Origin of the sequence: Mycolicibacterium celeriflavum, assembly GCF_010731795.1 — a bacterium.
Lineage (GTDB): Bacteria > Actinomycetota > Actinomycetes > Mycobacteriales > Mycobacteriaceae > Mycobacterium > Mycobacterium celeriflavum.
Window position 1 is genome coordinate 4256052 of sequence record NZ_AP022591.1, and the last position, 23704, is coordinate 4279755.

7 protein-coding genes and 1 pseudogene (1 of these 8 running past the window's edge) are annotated in these 23704 nt (G+C 64.8%); 6 read left to right on the top strand and 2 right to left on the bottom strand.

Annotated elements, in window-relative coordinates:
• Positions 1–10320 carry the 3' portion of a non-ribosomal peptide synthase/polyketide synthase gene (locus G6N18_RS20465; protein WP_234806163.1) on the top strand. The gene continues 9882 nt to the left of window position 1, outside the view, so 10320 of the gene's 20202 nt are visible here — the last part of the coding sequence; its start codon lies beyond the left edge, outside the window; its stop codon occupies positions 10318–10320.
• Positions 10321–10405: 85 nt separating this feature from the next.
• On the opposite strand, the gene G6N18_RS20470 is transcribed toward G6N18_RS20465, so the two are convergent.
• The gene (locus G6N18_RS20470; RefSeq protein WP_083002229.1) at positions 10406–11077 is read right to left on the bottom strand and encodes a methyltransferase family protein; all 672 of its coding nucleotides are present in this window, start codon (positions 11075–11077) and stop codon (positions 10406–10408) included.
• Between the two features lie 322 nt (positions 11078–11399).
• Between G6N18_RS20470 and G6N18_RS20475 the strand changes: the two genes are divergently transcribed.
• Positions 11400–11639 (top strand): MbtH family protein, encoded by a 240-nt coding sequence (locus G6N18_RS20475; RefSeq protein ID WP_083002232.1) that lies wholly within the window; start codon positions 11400–11402, stop codon positions 11637–11639.
• A gap of 238 nt (positions 11640–11877) precedes the next feature.
• Here G6N18_RS20475 and pks2 read toward each other — a convergent pair whose 3' ends face one another.
• Complete coding sequence (gene pks2, locus G6N18_RS20480; protein WP_083002234.1) at positions 11878–18234, bottom strand: sulfolipid-1 biosynthesis phthioceranic/hydroxyphthioceranic acid synthase; 6357 nt, start codon at positions 18232–18234, stop codon at positions 11878–11880.
• Positions 18235–18635: 401 nt separating this feature from the next.
• On the opposite strand from pks2, the gene htpG reads away from it, so the two are divergent.
• The 4 genes and pseudogenes from htpG (at position 18636) to G6N18_RS20500 (ending at position 23688) form a co-directional block, all read left to right on the top strand.
• Positions 18636–20570, top strand: coding sequence for a molecular chaperone HtpG (htpG, locus tag G6N18_RS20485; RefSeq protein ID WP_083002237.1), 1935 nt, complete (start codon positions 18636–18638; stop codon positions 20568–20570).
• 222 nt (positions 20571–20792) lie between these two features.
• A pseudogene (locus G6N18_RS20490) lies at positions 20793–20981 on the top strand (acyl-CoA synthetase); the annotation flags it as partial.
• Positions 20982–20997: 16 nt separating this feature from the next.
• A complete protein-coding gene (locus G6N18_RS20495; protein ID WP_244960064.1) occupies positions 20998–21942 on the top strand; it encodes an SAM-dependent methyltransferase in 945 nt (314 codons plus the stop codon).
• A gap of 6 nt (positions 21943–21948) precedes the next feature.
• Positions 21949–23688, top strand: coding sequence for an AMP-binding protein (locus G6N18_RS20500; protein ID WP_083002245.1), 1740 nt, complete (start codon positions 21949–21951; stop codon positions 23686–23688).
• Positions 23689–23704: the final 16 nt, after the last annotated feature.

Consider the following 23704-nt stretch of genomic DNA (forward strand, 5'->3'; position numbering starts at 1 on the left):
CTACAGCCGCAACGTCTCGACTCGTGGCTGGACAATCACCCGGGAATACCGTTCCTGATCAACATGTACGGCATCACCGAGACCACGGTGCATGCTTCGTACCGCAGGATTGTCGCCGCCGATCTCGACAGGACCGCCAGTCCCATCGGGGGCCCGTTGGCAGACCTTGGCTTCTTCGTGCTCGATGACTGGCTGCGGCCAGTGCCGGTCGGAGTCGTCGGGGAGCTGTATGTGGCCGGTGCCGGCCTGGCTTACGGGTATGTGGGCCGAGCAGGGCTGACCGCAACGCGATTTGTCGCCAGCCCATTCGGCGCGCTTGGGGCGCGGTTGTACCGCACCGGGGATCTGGTGTCCTGGAGCGCCAAAGGCGAGTTGCACTACGTCGGTCGAGCCGATGAGCAGGTCAAGATTCGCGGGTATCGCATCGAGCTCGGTGAAGTGCAGGCCGCCCTGGCGACTTGCAGCGGGGCAGGCGAGGCTGCGGTGATCGCCCGTGAGGACCGCCCCGGCGACAAGCGACTGGTCGGCTACATCACCGGTTCGGCGAGCCCGGACGAGGTACGGGCCGCACTGGGCGAGCAATTGCCGTCCTACATGGTGCCGTCCGCGGTTGTCGTGCTCGACGCGCTGCCGCTGACCGCCAACGGAAAACTCGACAAACAAGCCCTTCCGGCACCCGAGTACCAAAAGGACGGTCATTTCCGCGCGCCGGCCAACCTCACCGAAGAGCTCCTGGCGGGCATCTACGCGCAGGTGCTGGGGCTCGAGCGGGTCGGAGTCGACGAGTCGTTCTTCGAGCTGGGCGGAGATTCGCTTTCCGCCATGCGGGTCATCGCCGCGGTCAACAAATCGCTGGATGCCAGCGTCGCGGTTCGCGCCCTGTTCGAAGCGCCCACCGTCGAGCAGTTGGCGTCCCGTGTTGGTGCAGGTTCGGGTGCACTGGAGCCGGTGGTCGCTGTCGAGCGGCCAGCGGTGATCCCGTTGTCGTTCGCGCAGAACCGGCTGTGGTTCATCGATCAGCTGCAGGGCCCTTCACCCATCTACAACATGGTGGTCGCGTTGCGGCTGCAGGGCAGTCTTGACGCCGAGGCGCTGCGAGCGGCACTGAGCGATGTGGTGGGCCGTCACGAGTCGTTACGCACGCTGTTCTCGGCGGTCGACGGCGTACCGCGGCAGGTAGTGGTCCCGGCCGAGCAGGCGACCGTCGGCTGGCAACTCATCGAGGCGACCGGGTGGACTGATGGCCGGTTGACGGAGGCCGTCGAGGAGGCAGCTCGCTACACCTTCGATCTGGCCGCTGAAATTCCTTTGCGCGCGGTGCTTTTCCGTCTTGGCGACGAAGAACATGTGCTGGTGGGCGTGGTGCACCACATCGCGGCCGACGGCTCCTCCATCGCACCACTGGTAGCGGACCTCGGGACGGCATACGCCGCCCGCCGCGCGGGGCAAACGCCAATATGGGCGGACTTGCCGGTTCAGTATGTCGACTACACGTTGTGGCAGCGTGCGCAGTTCGGGGATCTCGACAACAACGACAGCCCGATCGCGGCGCAGCTGGCTTACTGGCAGGACACGTTGGCCGGGATGCCCGAGCGCTTGGAGCTGCCCACCGACCGGCCGTATCCCCAGGTGGCATCCAACCGTGGGGCCAGTGTGGTCATCGACTGGCCGGCCGAGCTTCACCAACGGGTCATCCAGGTGGCCAGTGAACACAACGCGACCAGCTTCATGGTGGTCCAAGCTGCCCTCTCCGCCTTGCTGTCGATGATGAGTTCCACCACCGACGTGGCTGTCGGATTCCCCATCGCCGGGCGGCGCGACCCGGCGCTGGAAGAGCTGATCGGGTTCTTCGTCAACACCTTGGTGTTGCGGGTCGATCTGTCTGACGATCCGACCGTCGCGGAGTTACTGGCACAGGTGCGCGCGCGTAGCCTGGCCGCCTTCGAGCACCAGGATGTGCCGTTCGAGCTGTTGGTCGATCGGCTCAACCCCACCCGTTCCCGCGCCCATGAGCCGTTGATACAGGTGTTGTTGGCCTGGCAGAACTTCGCCGGGCCACGTAACGGCCGTGGCACGGAATTGCCGTTGGGTGATGTGCAGGCCACGCCTCTGGAGGCCGAAACCCACAGTGCGCGAATGGATTTGACGTTCGCAATTTCGGAGCGTTGGAGCGACGAAGGTGGGCCCGCCGGGATCGGCGGGGCGGTCGAGTTCCGCACCGATGTGTTCGACGCCGCGAGCATCGAGACTCTGATTCGGCGGTTCGAGCGGGTGCTGGTCGCGATGACCGGTGACCCGGCTCGGCGGTTGTCATCGGTGGATGTGCTCGACGAGGGTGAGCACGCCCGTCTGGATGCGATCGGTCAACGCGCGGCGCTGACCGGTCCGGCGCCTGCTGCGGTGTCTATTCCGGCATTGTTCACCGCCCAGGTGACGCGTTCGCCGGAGGCGGCGGCGGTGACCTTCGAGGGCCGCTCGATGACGTACCGGGAACTCGATAAGGCGTCGAATCGGTTGGCGCACTTGCTTTCTGCTCAAGGTGCCGGCCCTGGACAATGCGTGGCGCTGATGCTGCCGCGGTCGGCCGAGGCGATCGTGGCGCTGCTCGCAGTGCTCAAGACCGGGGCAGCGTATGTGCCGATCGACCCCGCGCATCCGGATACGCGCATCGCGGTGATCCTCGCCGACGCGGCACCGGCCGCCGTGGTGACGACGGCGGGCATTCGGTCGCGGCTCGACGCGCATGACGTCTCGGTCGTCGAGGTCGATGACCCGCGGATCGGCAGCTACCCCGGCACGGAGTTGCCGGCGCCTGCGGCAGACGACTTCGCGTACATCATCTACACCTCCGGGACCACCGGCGTGCCCAAGGGCGTCGCGGTCACCCACCAGACCGTCACTGCGCTTCTGGAGTCGTTGGACATCGAACTGAAGCTGACCGGTCAGGTGTGGTCGCAGTGGCATTCGTTCGCGTTCGACGTCTCGGTGTGGGAGATCTTCGGTGCGCTGCTGCACGGTGGGCGACTGGTGGTGGTGCCCGAATCGGTGGTGGCGTCGCCGGATGACTTCCGCGCCTTGCTGATCCGTGAACAGGTCAGTGTTCTGAATCAGACCCCGTCCGCGGCGGCGGCGCTTTCTCATGAGGGTCTGGAATCAGTCGCGTTGGTGGTGGCTGGTGAGGCATGCCCGGTCGAGGTGGTGGACCGGTGGGCCCCCGGACGGCTCATGATCAACGGCTACGGCCCGACCGAGACGTGGTACACCTCGATCAGTGCGCCGTTGCGCGCGGGCTCGGGCGTGGTCCCGATCGGCACGCCGGTGCCCGGCGCGGCGTTCTTCGTGCTCGACGCGTGGTTGCGGCCGGTACCGCCGGGGGTGGCCGGCGAGTTGTACGTGGCCGGCCGCGGGGTGGCGTCCGGTTATGTGGGCCGCAGCCCATTGACGGCCTCACGATTTGTCGCATGTCCGTTCGGGGCGACAGGACAACGCATGTACCGCACCGGGGACTTGGTGCGTTGGGGTGCCGACGGGCAGCTGCAGTACCTGGGGCGTGCCGACGATCAGGTCAAGATCCGCGGGTATCGCATCGAACTCGGTGAGATTCAGGCGGCGTTGGCCGGCTGCGCCGGGGTGGACCAGGCGGCGGTGGTCGTGCGCGAGGACCGCCCCGGTGACAAGCGGCTGGTGGGTTATGTGACCGGGACGGCCGAACCGGCCGAGATCCGGGCGGTGTTGGGCGAGCGCCTGCCCGGCTACATGGTGCCGACCGCTGTGGTGGTCCTCGATGCGCTGCCGCTGACGGTCAACGGCAAGCTCGACAGACGCGCTTTGCCGGCGCCTGAGTACACCGACACCGATCGCTATCGGGCTCCGTCCGGACTCGCCGAGGAGGTCTTGGCCGGCATCTATGCCCAGGTTCTCGGGTTGGAACGGGTCGGTGTGGACGACTCGTTCTTCGAACTAGGCGGCGATTCGCTGTCGGCGATGCGGGTGGTCGCAGCTGTCAACAAGTCTTTGGATGCGGGTTTGTCGGTGCGTGCCTTGTTCGAGACAGCCACCGTGGCCGAGTTGGCGCCGCGCATCGGCGAGGGCGACGGACTGGAGCCGTTGGTGCCGGTGGAGCGCCCGGCGGTGGTGCCGTTGTCGTTCGCCCAGAACCGGTTGTGGCTCCTCGATCAGTTGCAGGGCCCCTCAGCGGTTTACAACTTGGCCGTGGCGTTGCAGTTGCACGGGCGCCTGGACGCTGAAGCGTTGGCTGCGGCGCTGGTTGACGTGGTGACGCGTCATGAGAGTTTGCGCACGCGGTTCCTGGCGCCTGGCGGAATCCCCGAGCAGTTGGTGATGCCGGTCGAGGACGTCGAGGTGGGGTGGCAGGTTGTCGATGCCACCGGTTGGCAGCAGAGTCAACTGGAGGAGGCCGTCGGCGCGGTGGCGCGCCGCCCGTTCGATTTGGCCGCTGAGATTCCGTTGCGGGCAACGCTTTTCAAGCTCGGCGAGAATGAGCACGTGCTGGTGGCGGTGGTGCACCACATCGCTGCTGACGGCTGGTCGATCGCTCCACTGGTGGGCGATCTGAGCGCGGCGTATGCCGCCCGGTGCGCGGGACACGCGCCCGACTGGGCGCCGCTGCCGGTGCAGTATGTCGACTACGCGTTGTGGCAGCGCGAGCAGCTCGGCGACCTGGCCGATCCGGACAGTCGCATCGCTGCGCAGCTGGCCTACTGGCGGCATGCGCTGGCCGATATGCCCGAGCGGGTGCAGCTGCCCACTGATCGGCCCTACCCGCAGGTGGCCGACTATCGCGGCGCCAACGTCGCCGTGCAGTGGCCGGTCCAGGTGCAGCAAGCGATCGCCCGGCTGGCCGGTGCGCACGGCGCGACCAGTTTCATGGTGATGCAGGCCGCTCTGGCGGTGCTGCTGGCCAAGCTCAGCACGAGTTCCGATGTGGCAGTGGGCTTCCCGATTGCCGGCCGACGCGACCGCGCGCTGGACGAATTGGTCGGTTTCTTCGTCAACACGCTGGTGCTGCGGGTGGACGTCGCGGGCGATCCGACGGTCGCCGAGGTGCTGGAGCAGGTGCGGCAGCGCAGCCTGGCCGCTTTCGAGCATCAGGACGTGCCGTTCGAGGTGCTTGTGGAGCGGCTCAACCCCACCCGCAGCCTGAATCATCACCCGCTGGTGCAGGTGTCGCTGGCCTGGCAGAACAACGCCGCCGGCGAACTGCGACTCGGTGATGTAGAGGTCACCCCGATGCCGGCCGACACCCACACCGCCCGCATGGACCTGACGTTCTCGTTGGGCGAGCAGTTCACCGAGGCCGGGGAACCCGGCGGGATCGGTGGGCATGTCGAGTTCCGCACCGACGTGTTCGACGCGACCAGCATCGAGGCGTTGGTCGAGCGGTTGCAGCGGATTCTTCGCCTCATGACGGCCGACCCGGGACGGCGGCTGTCGTCGATCGATCTGCTCGATGAGCATGAGCATGCCCGGATGGAAAGCTGGGGTAACCGGGCGGCGTTGACCGCGCCTGCGCTGCCAGCGGCCTCGATTCCGGCGCGGTTCGGCGCACAGGTAGCCCGTACGCCGGAGGCGGTGGCGCTGACCTGTCAGGGCCGCTCGTGGACGTATCGCCAGCTGGAGGAGGCCGGCAACAGGTGGGCCTACTTCCTTGCTGCACGCGGGGTGGGTCCCGGGCAGCGGGTGGCGTTGCTGCTGGAGCGCTCAGCCGAGGCGGCCGTGGCGATGCTGGGGGTGCTCAAGACCGGCGCGGCCTATGTGCCGATCGATCCGGCGCACCCCGATGCGCGGATCGGGTTTGTGCTCGCCGACGCCTCGCCGATCGCCGCGCTGACCACCGAGAGTCTGGCCCACCGGCTGGCCGGCCATGAGCTGTTGGTCATCGATATCGCCGACCCGGCTGTCGATGCCCAGCCCGATACCGCGCTACCGGAGCCGTCCCCGAATGACCTCGCCTACTTGATCTACACCTCGGGCACCACGGGTGTGCCCAAGGGCGTGGCCACCACCCATCACAACGTCACCCAGCTGCTGGAAAGCCTGGGCGCGTACCTGCCGGTGGCGGGGGTCTGGACGCAGTGTCATTCCTACGGTTTCGACACCTCCATCTGGGAGACCTGGGGTCCGCTGCTACACGGCGGTCGGGTGGTGGTGGTGCCCGACTCGGTGACCCGCTCGTCGGAGGACTTGCACGCCTTGTTGGTCGAAGAGCAGGTCAATGTGCTCACTCAGACCCCGTCGGCGGCGGCAGTGTTGTCCCCGCAGGGGTTGGACGGGATGGCATTGGTGGTCGCCGGTGAGGCTTGCCCGCCGGAGTTGGTGGATCGGTGGGCGCCAGGCCGGGTGATGATCAACGCCTTCGGCCCAACTGAGACGACGATGGTCGTCATGCTCAGCGCGCCGCTGATGCCCGGGTCGGGTGCGCCGCCGATCGGTGCGCCGGTCCCAGGGGCGGCGTTGTTTGTGCTGGATGGCTGGTTGCGTCCGGTGCCGGCCGGGGTCGTCGGCGAGCTGTATGTGGCCGGTGAGGGTCTGGCATGCGGTTACATAGGCCGGGCTGCATTGACCGCCACGCGGTTCGTGGCGTGTCCGTTCGTCGGTGCTGGGACGGCCGCAACACGCATGTACCGCACCGGGGATCTGGTGTCGTGGGGCCGTGATGGGCAACTGCGGTACTTGGGCCGTGCAGATGAGCAGGTCAAGGTTCGCGGGTACCGCATCGAGCTGGGTGAGGTCCAGGCCGCATTGGCCGGCTGCGACGGCGTGGATCAGGCGGTCGTGATCGCCCGCGAGGACCGCCCCGGCAACAAGCGGCTGGTGGGTTATGTGACCGAGACGCCCGGCGCGGCGGTGGACCCGAACGGCGTACGCGCTGCCTTGGCGGAGCGGTTGCCGGGCTACATGGTGCCGACCGCGGTGGTGGTGTTGGCCGCGCTTCCGTTGACGGTCAACGGAAAGCTCGACACCCGCGCTCTGCCGGCGCCCGAATACAGCGGCACCGGTCAGTATCGCGGCCCGTCCAACGCGGTCGAGGAAGTACTGGCCGGCATCTACTCCGAGGTGTTGGGTGTGGAGCGCGTCGGGGTCGACGAGTCGTTCTTCGAGCTGGGTGGCGACAGCATCTTGTCGATGCAAGTAGTGGCCCGGGCACGGGCCGCGGGTGTGTTATGCCGGCCGCGTGATGTTTTCGCCGAGCAGACCGTGGCCCGATTGGCGCGGGTGGCCGAGGTAATTGACGGTGCGACTGACGTCGTCGATGAGGGTGTCGGGCCCGTGGTGGCAACCCCGATCATGCGGTGGCTGCAGGGCATGCAGGGGCCGATCGATGAGTTCAACCAGACCGTTGCGGTGCAGGCTCCGGCCGGGGTCAGCCAATCCGACGTGGTTGCGCTGTTGCAGGCTCTGGTAGATCGGCATGCGACGTTGCGCCTGCTTGTCGAGGATGATGGCGCCGGAGGGTGGGTGCTTACGGTGCCCGAGCCTGGGACGGTCGATGTGCGCGATTACCTGCGAACCGTCGACGTGCTGTCCGAGGCCGAATTGGTGGAGGCGCGGTCGCAGCTGAACCCGGCAGCGGGAGTGATGCTGGCCGCAGTGTGGGCGAGTGCGACCGGACAGTTGGCGTTGATCGGCCACCATCTGGCCGTGGATGGGGTGTCCTGGCGAATCCTGTTGGAAGACCTCAACATTGGCTGGGCTCAGCACCGCAATGGGCAGCCGATTACGCTGCCGTCGAATGGGACGTCGTTTGCCCGATGGTCGGCACAGCTGGCCGAGTACGCCCACAGCCCGGAAGTCGTCGCGCAGGCCGACATATGGCGACAGGTGGCCGCCGCCTCGCCCGCGTTGCCAGCGGTGCAACCCGCGCTGGACACATTCGATACGGCTGGACGCCTGTCGGTGTCACTGGATGTCGAGACCACCCAAATGCTGTTGGGGGAGGTGCCGACGGCGTTCCATGCCGGGATCCACGAAATCTTGCTGATTGCGTTCGGATTGGCGGCAGCGGAGTTCTGCGACATAGGTGATTCGTCGATCGTGATCGATGTGGAGGGCCACGGCCGTGCTGAGGAGCTTTCCTCCAATGTGGACCTGTCGCGCACCGTGGGCTGGTTCACGGCCCTTTATCCGGTCGCCTTGGCCGTGGGTGGACTGGACTGGGGCCAGGTCAGCACCGGTGATGCGACGCTGGGGGCGGTGGTCAAGGACGCCAAAGAGCAACTGCGTGGCCTCCCGGACGGGGTGACCTACGGGCTGCTGCGGTATCTGAACCCCAACGTGAACTTGGCCGGGTCGGATCCGGTGCTCGGGTTCAACTATCTGGGCCGGTTGGGTGCGGCGGGCGAAACCTCGGACGACGCATGGCGGATCAGCCCCGAAGGCCTGGCGTTGACAGGAGCGGTCACCGCGTTGCCTCTGCCGCTGGCGCACACCTTGGAGCTCAACGCCGCCACTGCCGACACCGACAGCGGCCCGCAGTTGCACGCCGACTGGACTTGGGCCCCGTCGGCGCTGAATGCCACACAAGTTGAGCGACTGAGCCGGTTGTGGTTCGAGGCGCTGGCGGGTATCTGCGCGCATGTGCGCGCCGGCGGCGGCGGGTTGACCCCATCGGACATCGCGCCCGCCCGGCTGAGCCAGCCTCAGCTCGACGAGATCTGCCAGCGCCATGCGGTTGCCGACGTGTTGCCGTTGACTCCGCTGCAGCAAGGGCTGCTGTTCCACGCCAGCACCGCGCAGGGCGACGGCGATGATGTGTATGCGGTGCAACTGGATCTCACGGTCGCCGGTCCGCTGGAGCCGCTGCGGCTGCGTGATGCGGTGCACGCCGTCGTCACCCGCCATCCGAACGTGGTAGCCCACTTCTGCGCCCAATACGACGAGCCGGTTCAGCTCATCCCCGCTGATCCGGCCGTGCCGTGGCGCTATGTCGACCTGAGCGCGAGGGAGGTCGACGTTGACGAGCAGATGCAGCGCCTATGCATTGCCGAGCGCGCCGCCGTGTGCGATCTTGCGGACCAGCCGCCTTTCCGGGTGGCGTTGGCCCGCATCACCGCAGAGCAGCACCGGTTGGTGCTGACTAATCACCACATAGTGCTCGACGGCTGGTCGATGCCGATCCTGCTACAAGAGATCATGGCCGGCTATTACGGGCAGCGACTGCCCGAGCCTGCGCCGTATCGAGCGTTCTGCACCTGGCTGGCCGAGCGGGATCTGCAAGCCGCCCGTAATGCCTGGGCTGCGGTGTTGGCCGGTTTCAAGAACCCGACCATGGTCGCGCCGCCGGATCGGTTGGGACTGGGGCCGCGCACAATTGCGGAGTTCCGGGTGCCGGAACAAACCACACACGCTCTTGGCGAGCTGGCCCGCTCACACCAAACCACAGTCAGCACAGTGCTCCAGGCTGCCTGGACCCTGCTGCTGAGCTCTATGACCGGCAAGCAGGATGTTGCGCTGGGCGCTGTGGTCTCCGGGCGGCCCGCCGAGTTGGCCGGCGCCGAATCGATTGCGGGACTTCTGATCAACACGGTGCCGGTGCGCGCGAGTCTCACGCCCGCGACCACCACCAGCGATTTGCTCGCGCAGCTGCAAATAATGCACAGCCACACCTACGAGCATCAGCACCTGGGACTGGCCGAAATCCACCGCCTCACCGGTCACGACAAGCTGTTCGACACGGTCTTCGTGTACGAGAACTACCCCGTGGACAGTGCAGCGTTGTCGAGCGGCCATGACTTGGTCATCACCGACTTGGCGGCACGGGACTACTACCACTACCCGCTTGCGGTGCAGGCACAACCGGGGCGCGAACTGGGACTTCACGTTCAATTCCGCACCGATATCTTCACCATGGCCGACATCGAGGCCCTGATTGAGCAGTTGCAGCGGATCCTTTTGACGATGATCGACGATCCCGCACAGCGGCTTTCGTCGACTGGTCTGATCCCTGCGATCGAAGACGACCACCTCGATGAGAATGCTGACCGGAGGATTTCGAGTCAGGCGATGACGGCCAAGGCGTCGGCATCCGAATACTCCGGCGCAGCCGGAGAGTATTGCGCCCCGACCACCCCTCTCGAGTGGCTTTTGTCCGACATCTTCGCGAAGGCCCTGGGTGTGGACCGCGTCGGCGTCGACGAGTCATTCTTCGAGACCGGCGGAGATTCGCTTGCCGCGATGCGGCTGATCGCCGCGATCAACGCAGCCCTCGATGTCCAGCTTGGGGTCACCAGCCTCTTCAACGCGCCGTCGGTCAGAAGCTTGAGTAAGCAGCTCGCAGACATCGCCGGTTCATTGGAATAGAAAGCGGGGGCCCAGGCGCTGTCAATCAATTTGCTTGTGCCGCTGCGGAAGCCGCAGCTTGGCTCAGGCTGAAGGTGTCGTCAATTCACCAGACGCATGGCACTAGGCGATAGCGGACCTTCTGCGTGTAGTCGCGGTATCCCTCTAGCTCTTCCCGCAGCATCTTTTCCTCATCCCGGATTCGCAAGGCGAGGGATATCCCCGCAAGTACGACGGTGACAAGTCCCCAGTAGGAACCGAGCGCAAGGGGGATGCCGATCATCATGATCATGCTGCCGGTGTACATCGGATGCCGCACCATCCCGTACAGGCCCTCAGAGACGATCTTCTGGCCTCCCTCGACTTGTACGTTGGCTGCCGCATAGCTGTTCTGAACTGCGACCACCGTCACCAGGAGCAGTCCGACGGCTACCAGCACGTCACCAACCAAACAGATCGCGGTCGGTACATGCGACCAGCCGAAGCGATGGTCCAAGCCGCTGACTACGAAGGCTGCCGGCACCGACAAGAGCCAGCCGATGATGAGAATTTTCTGCGCTATTCGAGTCTCCGCGGTCGGCCCTCGCATACGGCGCTCAAAAGCATCGGGATTGGTTCGCATCAAATAGACGCTCGGAATCCATCCGGCAAGGTTGTATACGGCGAGAAAGACCCACGCTTGCCAGTAATCGAACGTGCCTGCTGCCAGGAAAAGAATCAACCCGTGCACGACGGATTCAGCAAACTTCGCCGTCAACCTTCTGGAAGTGGAATTCACGGGCTCTCCTTGACGCCGTCACGATTAGGCACGGTTAGCGAACATTCGAAGCGCGTACGCAGCCGCCACGCAGCTGTGCCGGCGAATTGTCATTATTCGCCAAGGTGGGGTCCACCGATTCGTCGGGGGGTCTCGAAGCCGGCACGGCGTGGCGCGCACGCATCCGGTTCGCTGCTCGTTCGCGCGAGAAGAGTTGACGTGCCGGTTGACGCTGAACTGCCGCAAGTTACCATCACCTCGGAACCCTGCGGAGCGACCGCGTCAGCCTTCAGTATCGTTTGGAACGGTTCCACACATATCGACTAGATGGTCTGGAGAACTCGTGAGCGTCAATCCGTTCGACGACGAAAATGGCAGCTTCTTCGTCTTGGTCAACGACGAGGAGCAACACAGCCTATGGCCCACATTCGCCGACGTTCCGGCCGGTTGGCGCGTGGTTTTCGGTGAGGCGGACCGAGCTGCGTGTTTGGACTACATCGAACAGAACTGGCCCGATATCCGGCCGAAGAGTCTGCGCGACAGGCTGGCGGCGGGCGGAGCATCCGATACATCCGATAACTGAGACAACGGCGGCAGCGGAGCCGGGAGCGGTCGAATAACCAGGCGTTGCCGCTGACGCGTGGTCAGCCGATGCCGTCTCCCGGCAGCAGCGTCTGCCAAGTGTTCCGGCGTACCAACTCCTGCTGGCCTTCTCGCTTCTCGCTGCGCACCGAAGTTTGCGCCTATTGGACCGAGAACCTGCCACGAAAAGCGAACTGTTTCATCCAATACTGACGGCGCGCACAGCGTTCGAGATCGGACTAAGCCGACACCTCGACGTCGGCGGCTTCCGCCGGCACCAGCTTGTCGCAAAGCTCCGTTGCCAAATCGCGAATGGTCGCCGTCATGTTGGTGGAGGTGATCCGTAGCCCCGTTTCCGTCTCGATGCGCGTGCGCAGCTCGAGCGCGCCCAGCGAGTCCATGCCGTACTCGGCCAGCGGACGGTCCGGGTCGACGTTGCGACGCAGGATCAGGCTGACCTGGTCGGAGATCACCCGTCGCAGTAGGGCAGGCCAATCGTCAACCGGCAGCTCCTCGAGCTCGGCGCGAAACTTGCTCGAACCTGCTGCGCCTTGCCCGGTGTTGCGGAACGCTTCGGCGAACGGGCTGTGCTGCGCGAACGCGGTCAACCATGGGGTTCCCATGATGGGTGCGTAACCGGTGTAAGCGCGGTTGTGGCGCAGCAGCGCTTCGAACGCGTACGCGCCCTCATCGGGCGTGATGGCAACGCCGGCACCCTCCGCCAAGGCGGTGGCGGCACCGATCTGGCCCCACGCGCCCCATGCGATCGCAGTGGCGGGAAGGCCCTGAACCTGCCGCCAATGAGTGAACGCATCCAGCCAGCTGTTCGCCGCGGCGTAGGCGCCCTGCCCGGGCGAACCCACCAGCGCAGCCGCCGAGGAGAACGAGCAGAACCAGTCCAATGGCTGGTCGGCGGTGGCCTTGTGCAAATTCCAGGCACCGTAAACCTTTGGGGCCCAGTCACGGTCGATGAGCTCGTCGGTGATGTTGGTCAGTGTGGCATCCTCGATCACCGCGGCGGCGTGCAGCACACCGCGCACCGGTAGCCCGGTGGCCGTCGCCGTTGCCACCACGCGGTCTGCCGTTTCGGGATCGGTGATATCGCCACACTCCACCACCACGTCGGCGCCGATCGAGCGGATGAGGGCGATCGTTTCCAGCGTTTTGAGATCCGGCTGGGAGCGCGAGGTGAGCACGATTCGACCGCACCCGCCCCCGGCCATCTTCTCGGCGAGGAACAACCCCAGACCACCCAAACCGCCAGTGATGATGTAAGCACCGTCGTCGCGGAAGACTCGAGCCTGTTCCGGCGGGAGCACGGCGCTGCTGCTCCCGGCACGCGGAATGTCGAGGATGAGTTTGCCGGTGTGCTGCGCGGCGCTCATCACCCGGATGGCGGTGGCGGCATCGGCAAGCGGGTAGTGCGTGCTCTCCGGCATCGGCAGCACGCCGTCCGCGGTGAGCTTGTACACCGTCGCCAACAGATCCCGAAGCCGATCCGGATGGCTGAACGACAGCAACGCCAGATCGAGCGCATAGAACGTGAGATTGCGCCGGAACGGGAATAACCCCAGCTTGGTGTCGCCGTAGATGTCGCGCTTGCCGATCTCGACGAACCGTCCACCGAAGGCCAGCAATTCGACGCCCGCGCGTTGCGCTGCGCCGATGACCGAGTTGAGCACGATGTCGACCCCATACCCCTCGGTGTCGCGGCGAATCTCATCGGCGAACTCGACGCTGCGCGAGTCGTAGACGTGCTCAATACCCATGTCGCGCAATAACTGCCGACGCTGCTCACTGCCTGCGGTGGCGAAGATCTCAGCACCCGCGGAGCGGGCGATCGCAATCGCCGCCTGGCCGACCCCGCCGGTTGCGGAATGGATCAGCACCTTGTCGCCTCTCTTGATACGGGCCAGATCATGTAGGCCGTACCAGGCCGTGGCGGTCGCTGTGGTCACCGCGGCGGCGTCCGCGTCGGATAGGCCGACTGGCAGCGTGACGGCGAGATTGGCATCACAGGTGATGAATGTGGCCCAGCAGCCGTTGGGGGAGAGGCCGCCGACGTGGTCGCCGACCTTGTGCTCGGCGACGCCGGGTCCCACCGCGGTCACCACCCCGGCGAAATCTGTTCCCGGTTCTGGCAGTCGCCCCTCGAGGGACGGGTAGCGGCCGAACGCGATCAGCACGTCGGCGAAGTTGATGCTAGACGCAGTTACTGCGACCTCTATCTCTCCGGGTCCAGGCGAAACACGCTGACACACAACGAGTTCCGCCGACTCGAGATCTCCAGGCGTCCTGACCTTCAGACGCATACCATCGTGCTCATTGTTGACAATGGTGGTCTTCCGGTCTTCGGGACGCAACGGCGTGGGGTACAAACGCGCGACGTACCATTGGCCGCCCCGCCAGGCCGTCTCGTCTTCTTCGGCCTCGCCGAGGAATTGCTGTGCCAACTGCTCGGCGTCAGTCGCGGCGTCCACGTCGATCTGGGTGGCTCGCAAGTGCGGATGCTCAGTGCCGATCACCCGCACGAGGCCTCGCAACCCAGCTAACTCGAGATTGGGTCGGTCTCCTGCTTCGACGGTCTGGGCGTTGCGAGTCACGACGTACAGGCGGGGAGGTTCCCCCGCAACCTCGGGCAATTCGCGGGTGATACGCACCAGATGCTCTACGTATTCGCGGCCCAGGCGCGGAGACTGGTCCTCGGCGTCGCCGTTTCTGGGCCCCGTGAAGATCACCACGCCAGTGGTTCCACCGGTGCGCAAATGGTTCCTGAGCTGATGCGCATTCGAGCTGTGATCGGCCTGCCGGGGCCAGCACATGCTCGTGCATTGTGCTCCTGCGCTTTTCAGCACATCGGTCAAGGCGGTGGCCAACGGGTCGGCGTTGGTGGTACTGATCAGCATCCAGGTGCCTGCCTCGGCGTACTCCGTCTCAGGCAATGCTCGAGGCTGCCACTCGATGGTCAGCAGCCTCTCGGCCAGAATGCGACCTTTGTTGTCCTTCTCGTCGGCTCCAGTGCCCAATTGCAAGCCCTCAACGGCGAGCATGACTGCCCCATGCTCATCGAGCACCTCAATGTCGGCCTCCACTCCGGTGGTGTCGGCTTTAGTCACCCGGGTGAGGCAGTAGTGGGCATCGCGTGCAGCGACATAAGACCGGAGTCGACGGATACCCAGCGGAAGGCCGAGCACGCCGTCGCCAAGAGCCTGGACATCGGGATGAGCCTCGACGGACTGGAAGCAGGCATCGAGCAGCGCGGGGTGCACGCCGTAAGCTGCTTGCTGCGACCGGATCTGGCGAGGCAGCGCAACCTCGGCGAACATGGTGGCCGCTTCCCCCGTGTATACGGCGCCGAGACCGGCGAACGCCGGACCGTACTGGACGCCACGCTGGTCCATCCGCTCGCGGACCACGTCCCCCTCTTCACGATTCGGATGCGCGGCAAGTAGGGCAGACGTGTCGTGCGCGGGCGGCTGCTCATCCTCTGCGGCATGTAGAACGGCACTAGCTTGCCGTGTTAGTTCGCCCGCCTGGTTTGTCTCCACGGTGAAGTCCAGGACGCCCGGCGACGACAACAAGGCCGATGAGCCGACAGTGGTCTGCTGATCCAGCAGGAGCGCCTGCTCGAAGCGGATGTCACGGATTTCAGTCGCCTCGCCGAGCACAGCATGCGCGGCCGCCAGCGCCATCTCGCAGTAGGCAGCTCCCGGAAGGATAGCCACGTTGCGGATCTGATGGTCGCTCAACCAGGGCTGGTCGGCGGTGCCGACTTCCCCTTGCCAGACGTGGCGTTCCGGTTCTTCCTGCAATCGCACATGCGCACCCAATAGCGGATGTATCGAAATCGTGCGTGCCCCGTGCGTCGGTGAGTTGTCCTGACCGTCGCGGCTCAACCGAAGCTGACGGTGCGTCCACGTCGGCAGCGGCGCATCCACCAGCCGCCCATGGGGATAGAGCACTGAAAAATCGACCGCTGCCCCCGCACAGTGCAGATCCGTCAAAAAGCCCCGCAGGCCGTGCGGCAGCTCTTGCTCCCGGCGCATGCTCGCCAGCGCGGCCAACGGCACATCGAGGCTGCGCGCGTTCTGCTCGAGAGGATGGGTGAGCAGGGGATGCGGCGCCAGCTCGGCGAAGACCCGGTAGCCGTCCTCCATAGCTGCCTGCACCGCCGCGGCGAAGCGCACCGTGCGCCGCAGATTGTCCACCCAATAGCGGGCATCGCAGGTCGGCTGCTCGCGCGGGTCGAACAGACTCGTCGAGTAGAACGGAATCTCCGGTGTACACGGAGCGAGCTCGCGCAGCGCCTCGGACAGGTCACTGAGGATGGGTTCGACCTGTGGGGTATGCGACGCCAGGTCGATCGCCACCTCACGGGCCATCACGTCGCGCTTCTCCCATTCAGCAACCAGGTCGCGCACGGTCTGGGGGACGCCTCCGATTACCGTGGACTCGGGGGAGGCGACTACCGCGATCACGACGTCGTTGATCCCGCGAGCCATCAGCTCGGAAAGCACCTGCTGGGCCGGCAATACCACCGACGCCATCGCACCGGAGCCGGCGATGCGGGCCATCAGCCGCGACCGGCGGCAAATGACGCGGACCCCGTCTTCGAGCGAAAGCGCCCCGGCGACCACCGCTGCGGCGGTCTCTCCCAACGAGTGCCCTATTACCGCGCCCGGGCGCACGCCGTAGGAGTTCATGGTGGCGGCAAACGCGACCTGCATGGCGAACAGGGTCGGCTGCACTCGATCAACGCCGGTCACAGCTTCGGGTGCCGTCATCGCCTCGGTCACCGAAAATCCTGACTCCGAGGAGATCAATGGCTCGATAGCGGCGATGGTGGCGGCGAACACCGGCTCGTTGGCCAGCAGGTCAGCACCCATCCCCGCCCATTGCGACCCATGCCCGGAGAACACCCACACCGGCCCGCGGTCATCGCGTCCGACTGCCGCCTCATACGGAGTATCGCCGTCAGCGAGCTCCCGCAGAGCGCCGATGAGCTCTGGCCGACTGCTCGCGATGACGCCAGTGCGCACTGGGCGGTGCGCGCGCCGACGCGCCAGGGTGTAGCCGAGATCTGGCAACGCCACATCGTCATGTGTCTGTACCCAGTCGGCAAGGCGTGCGGCGGTTCGGCGCAGTTCCTCGGCCGAGGTTGAAGACAGGGGGAACAGCCGGGGCTCCGTCGTCGCCGGCTCGGCGGCCCCGTTGCGTTGCGCATCTGTCGCGAGGGTCCCGGGAGCTTGCTCCACGATGGCGTGGGCGTTGGTTCCAGAGAATCCGTACGCCGAAACCGCGGCCCGCCGGGGCGCCTGTCCGTTGGTTGGCCAGGCTGTATTCTCCTTGGGCACAAAGAGATTGCTGCCCACACGGGCTAGCTCGTCGGGCAGTTGGGTGAAGTGCAGGTTCTGTGGGACGACACCGTGTTGCACGGCCAGAACGGCCTTCACGAGTCCCAAAGTCCCCGAGGCCGACTGGGTATGCCCGAAGTTAGTCTTCGACGCCGCGAGCGCACACGGTCCCTCGATGCCGTAAACCTCGGCCAGGCTACCGAATTCGATGGGATCGCCGGTGGGTGTGCCCGTGCCGTGCGCCTCCACCATGCCAACCGTGTTCGGATCCACACCCGCCGCAGCCAATGCGGCCTGGTAAGCCTTGACCTGCAGGGGTTGCGACGGTGTGGTGATGTTGATCGTGCGCCCGTCGTTGTTCAGGGCCGTTCCGCGCACGACGGCCAAGATCCGGTCACCATCACGCAGCGCATCGGGCAACCGCTTGAGGAGCACCATGACGGCACCCTCCCCTGATGCGAACCCGTCCGCCTCGACGTCGAACGCATGACAATGGCCGGTCGGGGACAGCATTCCGCCAGCCGATCCCGCGGAGGACTTCCGTGGATCCAACAACAGCGTGGCGCCGCCGGCGAGCGCGACGTCGCATTCGCCGTCGTGCAGGCTGCGACATGCCATATGCACAGTGACGAGGCCAGACGAGCATGCAGTGTCGACGGTTAGCGCCGGACCGTGCAGGTCCATGGCATAGGCGATCCGCCCGGACGCCATGCTGTAGTTGTTGCCCAGGAATCCGTAGGGTCCCTCCAGGGCGTGGGCGTCGGCGGCGAGAAGTATGTAGTCGCCATGGGTCAAACCCACATACACGCCGGTGCGTGAGCCGGCCAACTGTGCCGGGCTTAGGCCGGCGTGCTCCACTGCCTCCCAGGAGGTTTCCAGCAATAGGCGATGCTGTGGGTCGACCGCGGTGGCCTCGCGCTCGCTGATTCCGAAGAAGTCGGAATCGAACCCGCCGAAATCATCGAGGAATGCGCCCCACTTCGACACCGATCGACCGGGGACCCCCGGCTCGGGGTCGTAGTACTCCTCGGCGTCCCAGCGGTCGGCCGGAATTTCGGTGATCAGATCATCGCCCCGCAGCAATGCGTCCCACAGCTGCTCCGGGGAGTCGATGCCTCCCGGAAGCCGGCAGGACATGCCGATGACGGCAATCGGAGTGACTGGTGTGCGGTCCACCGTGGACGAAGTCGTGGCCGACTCTGATCCTGACAGCGAATCGTCCACGCTCTTGAATGACGTCATTTCCCCTCCGCATTGCAATGGTTGCTGTGGCCCCCGGCCCCTTGACGGCTCAACGTCTTGCACTTATGAGGTCAGCAGTGACGGCGACGACGGCGCCGCCACGTGCTTCCTCGGCGGCATTGGTTTGCCCTGGCATACAGTCACACCGCTAACGCTAATTTCACACACGGCCTGTTGTCTCGGAATCCGACCAATCCGTTCTCGAGGTAGCACCAGCAGAGACAATAGGCACAATCAGGCCGTTTCATGGCCGGTGTGCAGGTGTTGTGTAGGTGTGTCGTCTCGTACTGACGGTTTTTCCGGTCGGCACTCGCCGTCAGACGGTCCGTCGGCCACTGGGCAAAGTCGCTCGTTATCATCTGTGCCGGAATCTGAAGGTTCTCTTGTCGAACGGGAAGCACATGACTGCACACGTCGAACAGTTGGAGTTCCAGGCCGAAGCGCGCCAACTGCTGGATTTGCTGATCCACTCGGTGTACTCGAACAAAGACTCCTTTCTGCGGGAGCTCATCTCGAATGCCTCCGATGCACTGGACAAATTGCGGCTGGAGAGCCTGCGCAACAAGGACCTCGACGTCGACTCCTCGGATCTGCACATCGAGATCGAGGTGGACAAGGAGGCGCGCACGCTGACCGTTCGCGACAACGGTATCGGTATGACGCACGACGAGGTCGTCGACCTGATCGGCACGCTGGCCAAGTCGGGCACAGGACAGCTGCGTCAGCAATTGCGTGAAGCCAAGGACGCGGCGGCCTCCGAGGAACTGATCGGTCAGTTCGGTATCGGTTTCTATTCGACGTTCATGGTGGCCGACAAGGTCGAGCTGCTCACCCGCAAGGCGGGCGAGAGCGAAGCCACCCGGTGGGTGTCCAGCGGTGAGGCGACCTACACCATCGAATCCGTCGAAGACGCCCCGCAGGGCACGTCGGTCACCCTTCACCTCAAACCCGAAGACGCCGAGGACCAGCTGCACGACTACACCGCAGAGTGGAAGATCCGCGAGCTGGTCAAGAAGTACTCGGACTTCATCTCCTGGCCGATCCGGATGCAGGTCGAACGGCGCACCCCGCCGACGGAGGAGGGCGGCGAAGAAACCGTCACCGTCGAAAAGCAAACCCTCAACTCGATGAAGGCCCTGTGGGCCAAGTCGAAAGACGAGGTCTCCGAGGAGGAGTACAAGGAGTTCTACAAGCACATCGCGCACGCCTGGGACGATCCGCTCGAGGTGATCGCGATGAGGGCCGAGGGCACTTTCGAGTACCAGGCCCTGCTGTTCATCCCGTCACAAGCACCGTTCGACCTGTTCACCCGCGACGCCAAGATCGGGGTGCAGCTGTACGTCAAGCGGGTCTTCATCATGGGTGACTGCGACGAGCTCATGCCCAGGTACCTGCGCTTCGTCAAGGGGGTCGTCGACGCAGCGGACATGTCGCTCAACGTTTCCCGCGAAATCCTGCAGCAGGACCGGCAGGTCAGCGCTATCCGCCGCCGGCTCACGAAGAAAGTCCTGTCGACGATCCAGGATCTGCAGTCCGAGCGTCCCGAGGACTACCGCACGTTCTGGACGCAGTTCGGACCGGTCCTCAAAGAGGGCTTGATGTCGGACTTCGACAACCGCGACACACTGCTGCGGATCTCGTCGTTCGCCTCGACGCACAGCGAGGAGGAGCCCACCACGCTCGCCGAGTATGTCGAGCGCATGAAGGAGGGGCAGGAACAGATCTTCTTCGCCACCGGACAGTCACGTGAGCAACTGCTGAAGTCCCCTCACCTGGAGGCGTTCCGGGCGAAAGGCTACGAGGTGCTGCTGCTCACCGACCCGGTCGACGAGATCTGGGTGGGGTCGGTGCCAGAATTCGACGGCAAACCGCTGCAGTCGGTGGCAAGAGGCGAAGTCGACCTCGACTCGGAGAAGGAGCGAAGCGAGGCCGAGCGCGAGGAGCAAGAGAAGGAATTCGCGGACCTGCTCGGCTGGCTGAAGGAGACGTTGAGTGATCATATCTCCGAGGTACGGCTGTCCACGCGCCTGACCGAGTCGCCGGCGTGCCTGATCACCCCCACTTTCGGCATCACACCGGCGCTGGCGCGCATGTACCGCGCCTCCGGACAGTCGGTTCCGGTCTCGAAGCGGATACTCGAGTTGAATCCGAACCACCCGCTCGTCACCGGGCTGCAAACGGCGCACGGTAACCGCGGCGACGATTCTCGACTGAGTCAGCTGGCCGAAACCGCTGAACTGCTGTACGGCACAGCGCTTCTCGCCGAAGGCGACATACCCGACGATCCAGCCAAGTTCGCCGGGCTGGTCGCGGAGCGACTGGCGCGCACCGTTTAGCACACCTGCCTTCGCCGCCCGGTCACGTGCGGATCCGAAAGTCCGATGTGGAGCACCCTCGGCAAACGCGTCCACGGCCAGCCCCGGCGGCGGAAAAGCGAGACATCAGGCTAAAGTCGCAAGTCGCAGTGTTGGTCGGTGTCCCGTCGGTTCGAGTCGAGAATCTGTCGGCTACCTAACTTTGGCTTTCGGCAGTGGGGTGGCGACTGCCGCAGTAACGTGATGCGGGTGATCGAGACCTCCCTTGTGGACGTGCTGCGCGAGCGTGCCAGCGTGCAGCCCGATGAAACGGCCTTCACGTTCATCGATTCGAACGGGACTGGAACGGCGTTGCCGAAAGCCTGGCGTGGTCACATCTTTATCGGCGAACAGACGGACCTGGCGCGAGAGCTCGAACAGCACGGGATGACGGACACCTCAGGGCGGCATGTGTCGAACAGTACCGGCACGGCAGATTCGCCCGCATCGACGCCGAGGCGGGGATAATTCGATTGAAGGGGAGGAAATGACAACAACAAGCGAGCGCGGTGCATCCGCCAAGTCGATTCAGCACCACTACGACATCAGCAACAAGTTCTACTCACTCTGGCTCGACGAGTCGATGACTTATTCGTGTGCATTGTGGGACGGCCAAGCCGATGATCTCGCGGCCGCGCAGACACGAAAGCTCGATTATCTCGTGTCGGAGGCAGGCGCGAAGGGCTGCGAACGCGTGCTGGACATCGGGTGCGGGTGGGGCTCGGGCATGCAACGAATGGTCGACGAACACGGCGTGCAACATGTCACCGGTCTGACCTTGAGCGAGGCCCAGGCTCACCACGTGGAGGGCCTCGGCGATCCTCGTCTGGAAGTGCTTGTCCGGGACTGGGCGGATTTCCAGCCAGAGCAACGGTATGACGCAGCGATCTCGATCGGGGCCATGGAGCACTTCGTCAAATTCGGTTGGAAGCGGTCGGATAGAGTCGCGGCGTATCGACGGTTCTTCGAGAAGTGTTACGAGTGGCTCAATCCCGGAGCGGGTTTGGCGTTGCAGACAATCGGCAAGGGTAACGTCCTCATGGACGAGCAAGGGCTGCGTGACTGCCTGTTCATCGCCGAGCACATATTCCCTGAGTCGGATCCGCCGAGGCTCTCCGAGATAGCCCATGCTGCCGAGAAGCTGTTCGAGATCAGGTCGGTGCTGAACCATCGGGAACACTACGCACTCACCTGTTCGGCGTGGCTCGAAAGGCTGCGCAGCAATCGGACCGAGGCAGAAGAAATCGTGGGCCCCGAAAAGGTGTCGGTCTACGAAAGGTACCTCGACGCATCGGTGAGACAGTTTCGGCTCCAACACACGAATCTCTACCGAATCTCGCTACGGAAGGTGTGAAGCGCTGTGAACGAGTCTTCCCCTGCGGCAATTCTGCGTGAGCGCGCCGGATTTCAACCCGATGACACGGCGTTCACGTTCATCGACTACGACCAGGACTGGAACGGTGTACCCGAAACCCTGACGTGGTCGCAGCTGTACCGGCGGACGACGAACGTCGCCCACGCGCTCAAAGGTTGCGCGTCGCCCGGTGACCGGGCGGTGATATCGGCACCGCAGGGGCTTGACTACATCGTCGCGTTCTACGGCGCATTGCAGGCCGGACTCATCGCGGTTCCGCTTTCGGTTCCGATGGGTGGTGTCACCGATGAGCGTGTTGATTCGGTGCTGCACGATTCGTCACCGACCGTCGTTCTCACGACGTCTGCCGTCGTCGACAGCGTCACGGCGTCCGTGCAGTCGCAGGGCGGCCCGTCCACTCCGGCTGTCATCGCGGTCGATTCGCTGGACCTGGACGCGCCGCCGGTATCCGACACCGGGATCGAGGAGGGCCCGGATATCGCATATCTGCAGTACACATCCGGGTCGACCCGTACACCGGCGGGTGTCATGGTGTCGAACAGAAATCTCGTGATCAATTTCGGGCAGCTGATGGCCGACTTGTTCGCCGACGACGGAAATGTGCCTCCGCCGGACACCACCATCGTGTCGTGGCTGCCGTTCTATCACGACATGGGTTTGATGGTCGGAATCTTCGTGCCGGTCTTGGCGGGGCTGCACGCTGTGCTCATCAGCCCGATGGCATTCTTGCAACGGCCGGCCCGGTGGATGCAATTGCTGGCCAGCAATAGACACGCATTCTCGTCGGCGCCCAACTTCGCGTTCGAGATAGCCGCCAAGAAGACATCCGACGAAGACATGGCCGGGCTTGATCTCGGGGAAGTGCGCGGCATCGGCAGCGGTAGCGAGCGGATCAACCCCGCCACCATCAAGCGCTTCACTGAGCGGTTCGCCCGCTTCAACCTTCGCGACACGGTGTTACGGCCCGGATATGGCCTGGCAGAAGCGACGGTGTACGTGGTCACCGGCCGACCCAATCAGATTCCGAAGGTCGTCCGGTTCGACTCCGACAAGCTGACCGCCGGCAAGGCGGAACGCTGCCAGAACGGTGGTGGGACACCGCTGGTCAGCTACGGAGTGCCACACTCGCCGACGGTTCGCATCGTTGATCCCGACACGAGGACCGAGTGTCCGGCCGGAGTGACCGGTGAGATCTGGGTGCACGGCGAGAACGTCGCGCTGGGCTATTGGCAGAAACCTGACGAGACCGCGGCCACGTTCGGCGCAAAGATCGTCGCTCCCTCTGACGGCACACCCGAGGGGCCGTGGCTGCGGACCGGAGATCAGGGCTTCTTCTTCGACGACGAGGTGTTCGTCATCGGCCGCATCAAGGATCTGTTGATCGTGTACGGGCGCAACCACTCACCCGATGACATCGAGGCGACGGTCCAAGAGATCACGGCGGGCCGGTGCGCGGCGATCGCGGTTCCCGATCGTCAGACCGAGAAGCTCGTCCTCATCATCGAGGCCAAGAAGCGGGGCGACTCCGAACAGGAGGCGTCGGAGAAACTCGCTGAGGTCAAACGGGAAGTGACTTCAGCGATCTCCAACTCGCACGGTCTCAACGTCGCCGACCTTGTTCTGGTACCGCCTGGTTCCATACCGATCACCACGAGTGGCAAGGTCCGGCGGGCGACATGTGTCGAGCAGTACCGACAGAGTCAGTTCGCCCGCATCGACGCCTAGGCGGCATTTGCCGGCT

Coding starts and splice junctions, on each gene's coding strand:
- G6N18_RS20495 (WP_244960064.1), top strand. CDS start 20,998: ATGTGTCGAACAGTACCGGCACGGCAGATTCGCCCGCATCGACGCCGA.
- pks2 (WP_083002234.1), bottom strand. CDS start 18,234: ATGACGTCATTCAAGAGCGTGGACGATTCGCTGTCAGGATCAGAGTCG.
- htpG (WP_083002237.1), top strand. CDS start 18,636: ATGACTGCACACGTCGAACAGTTGGAGTTCCAGGCCGAAGCGCGCCAA.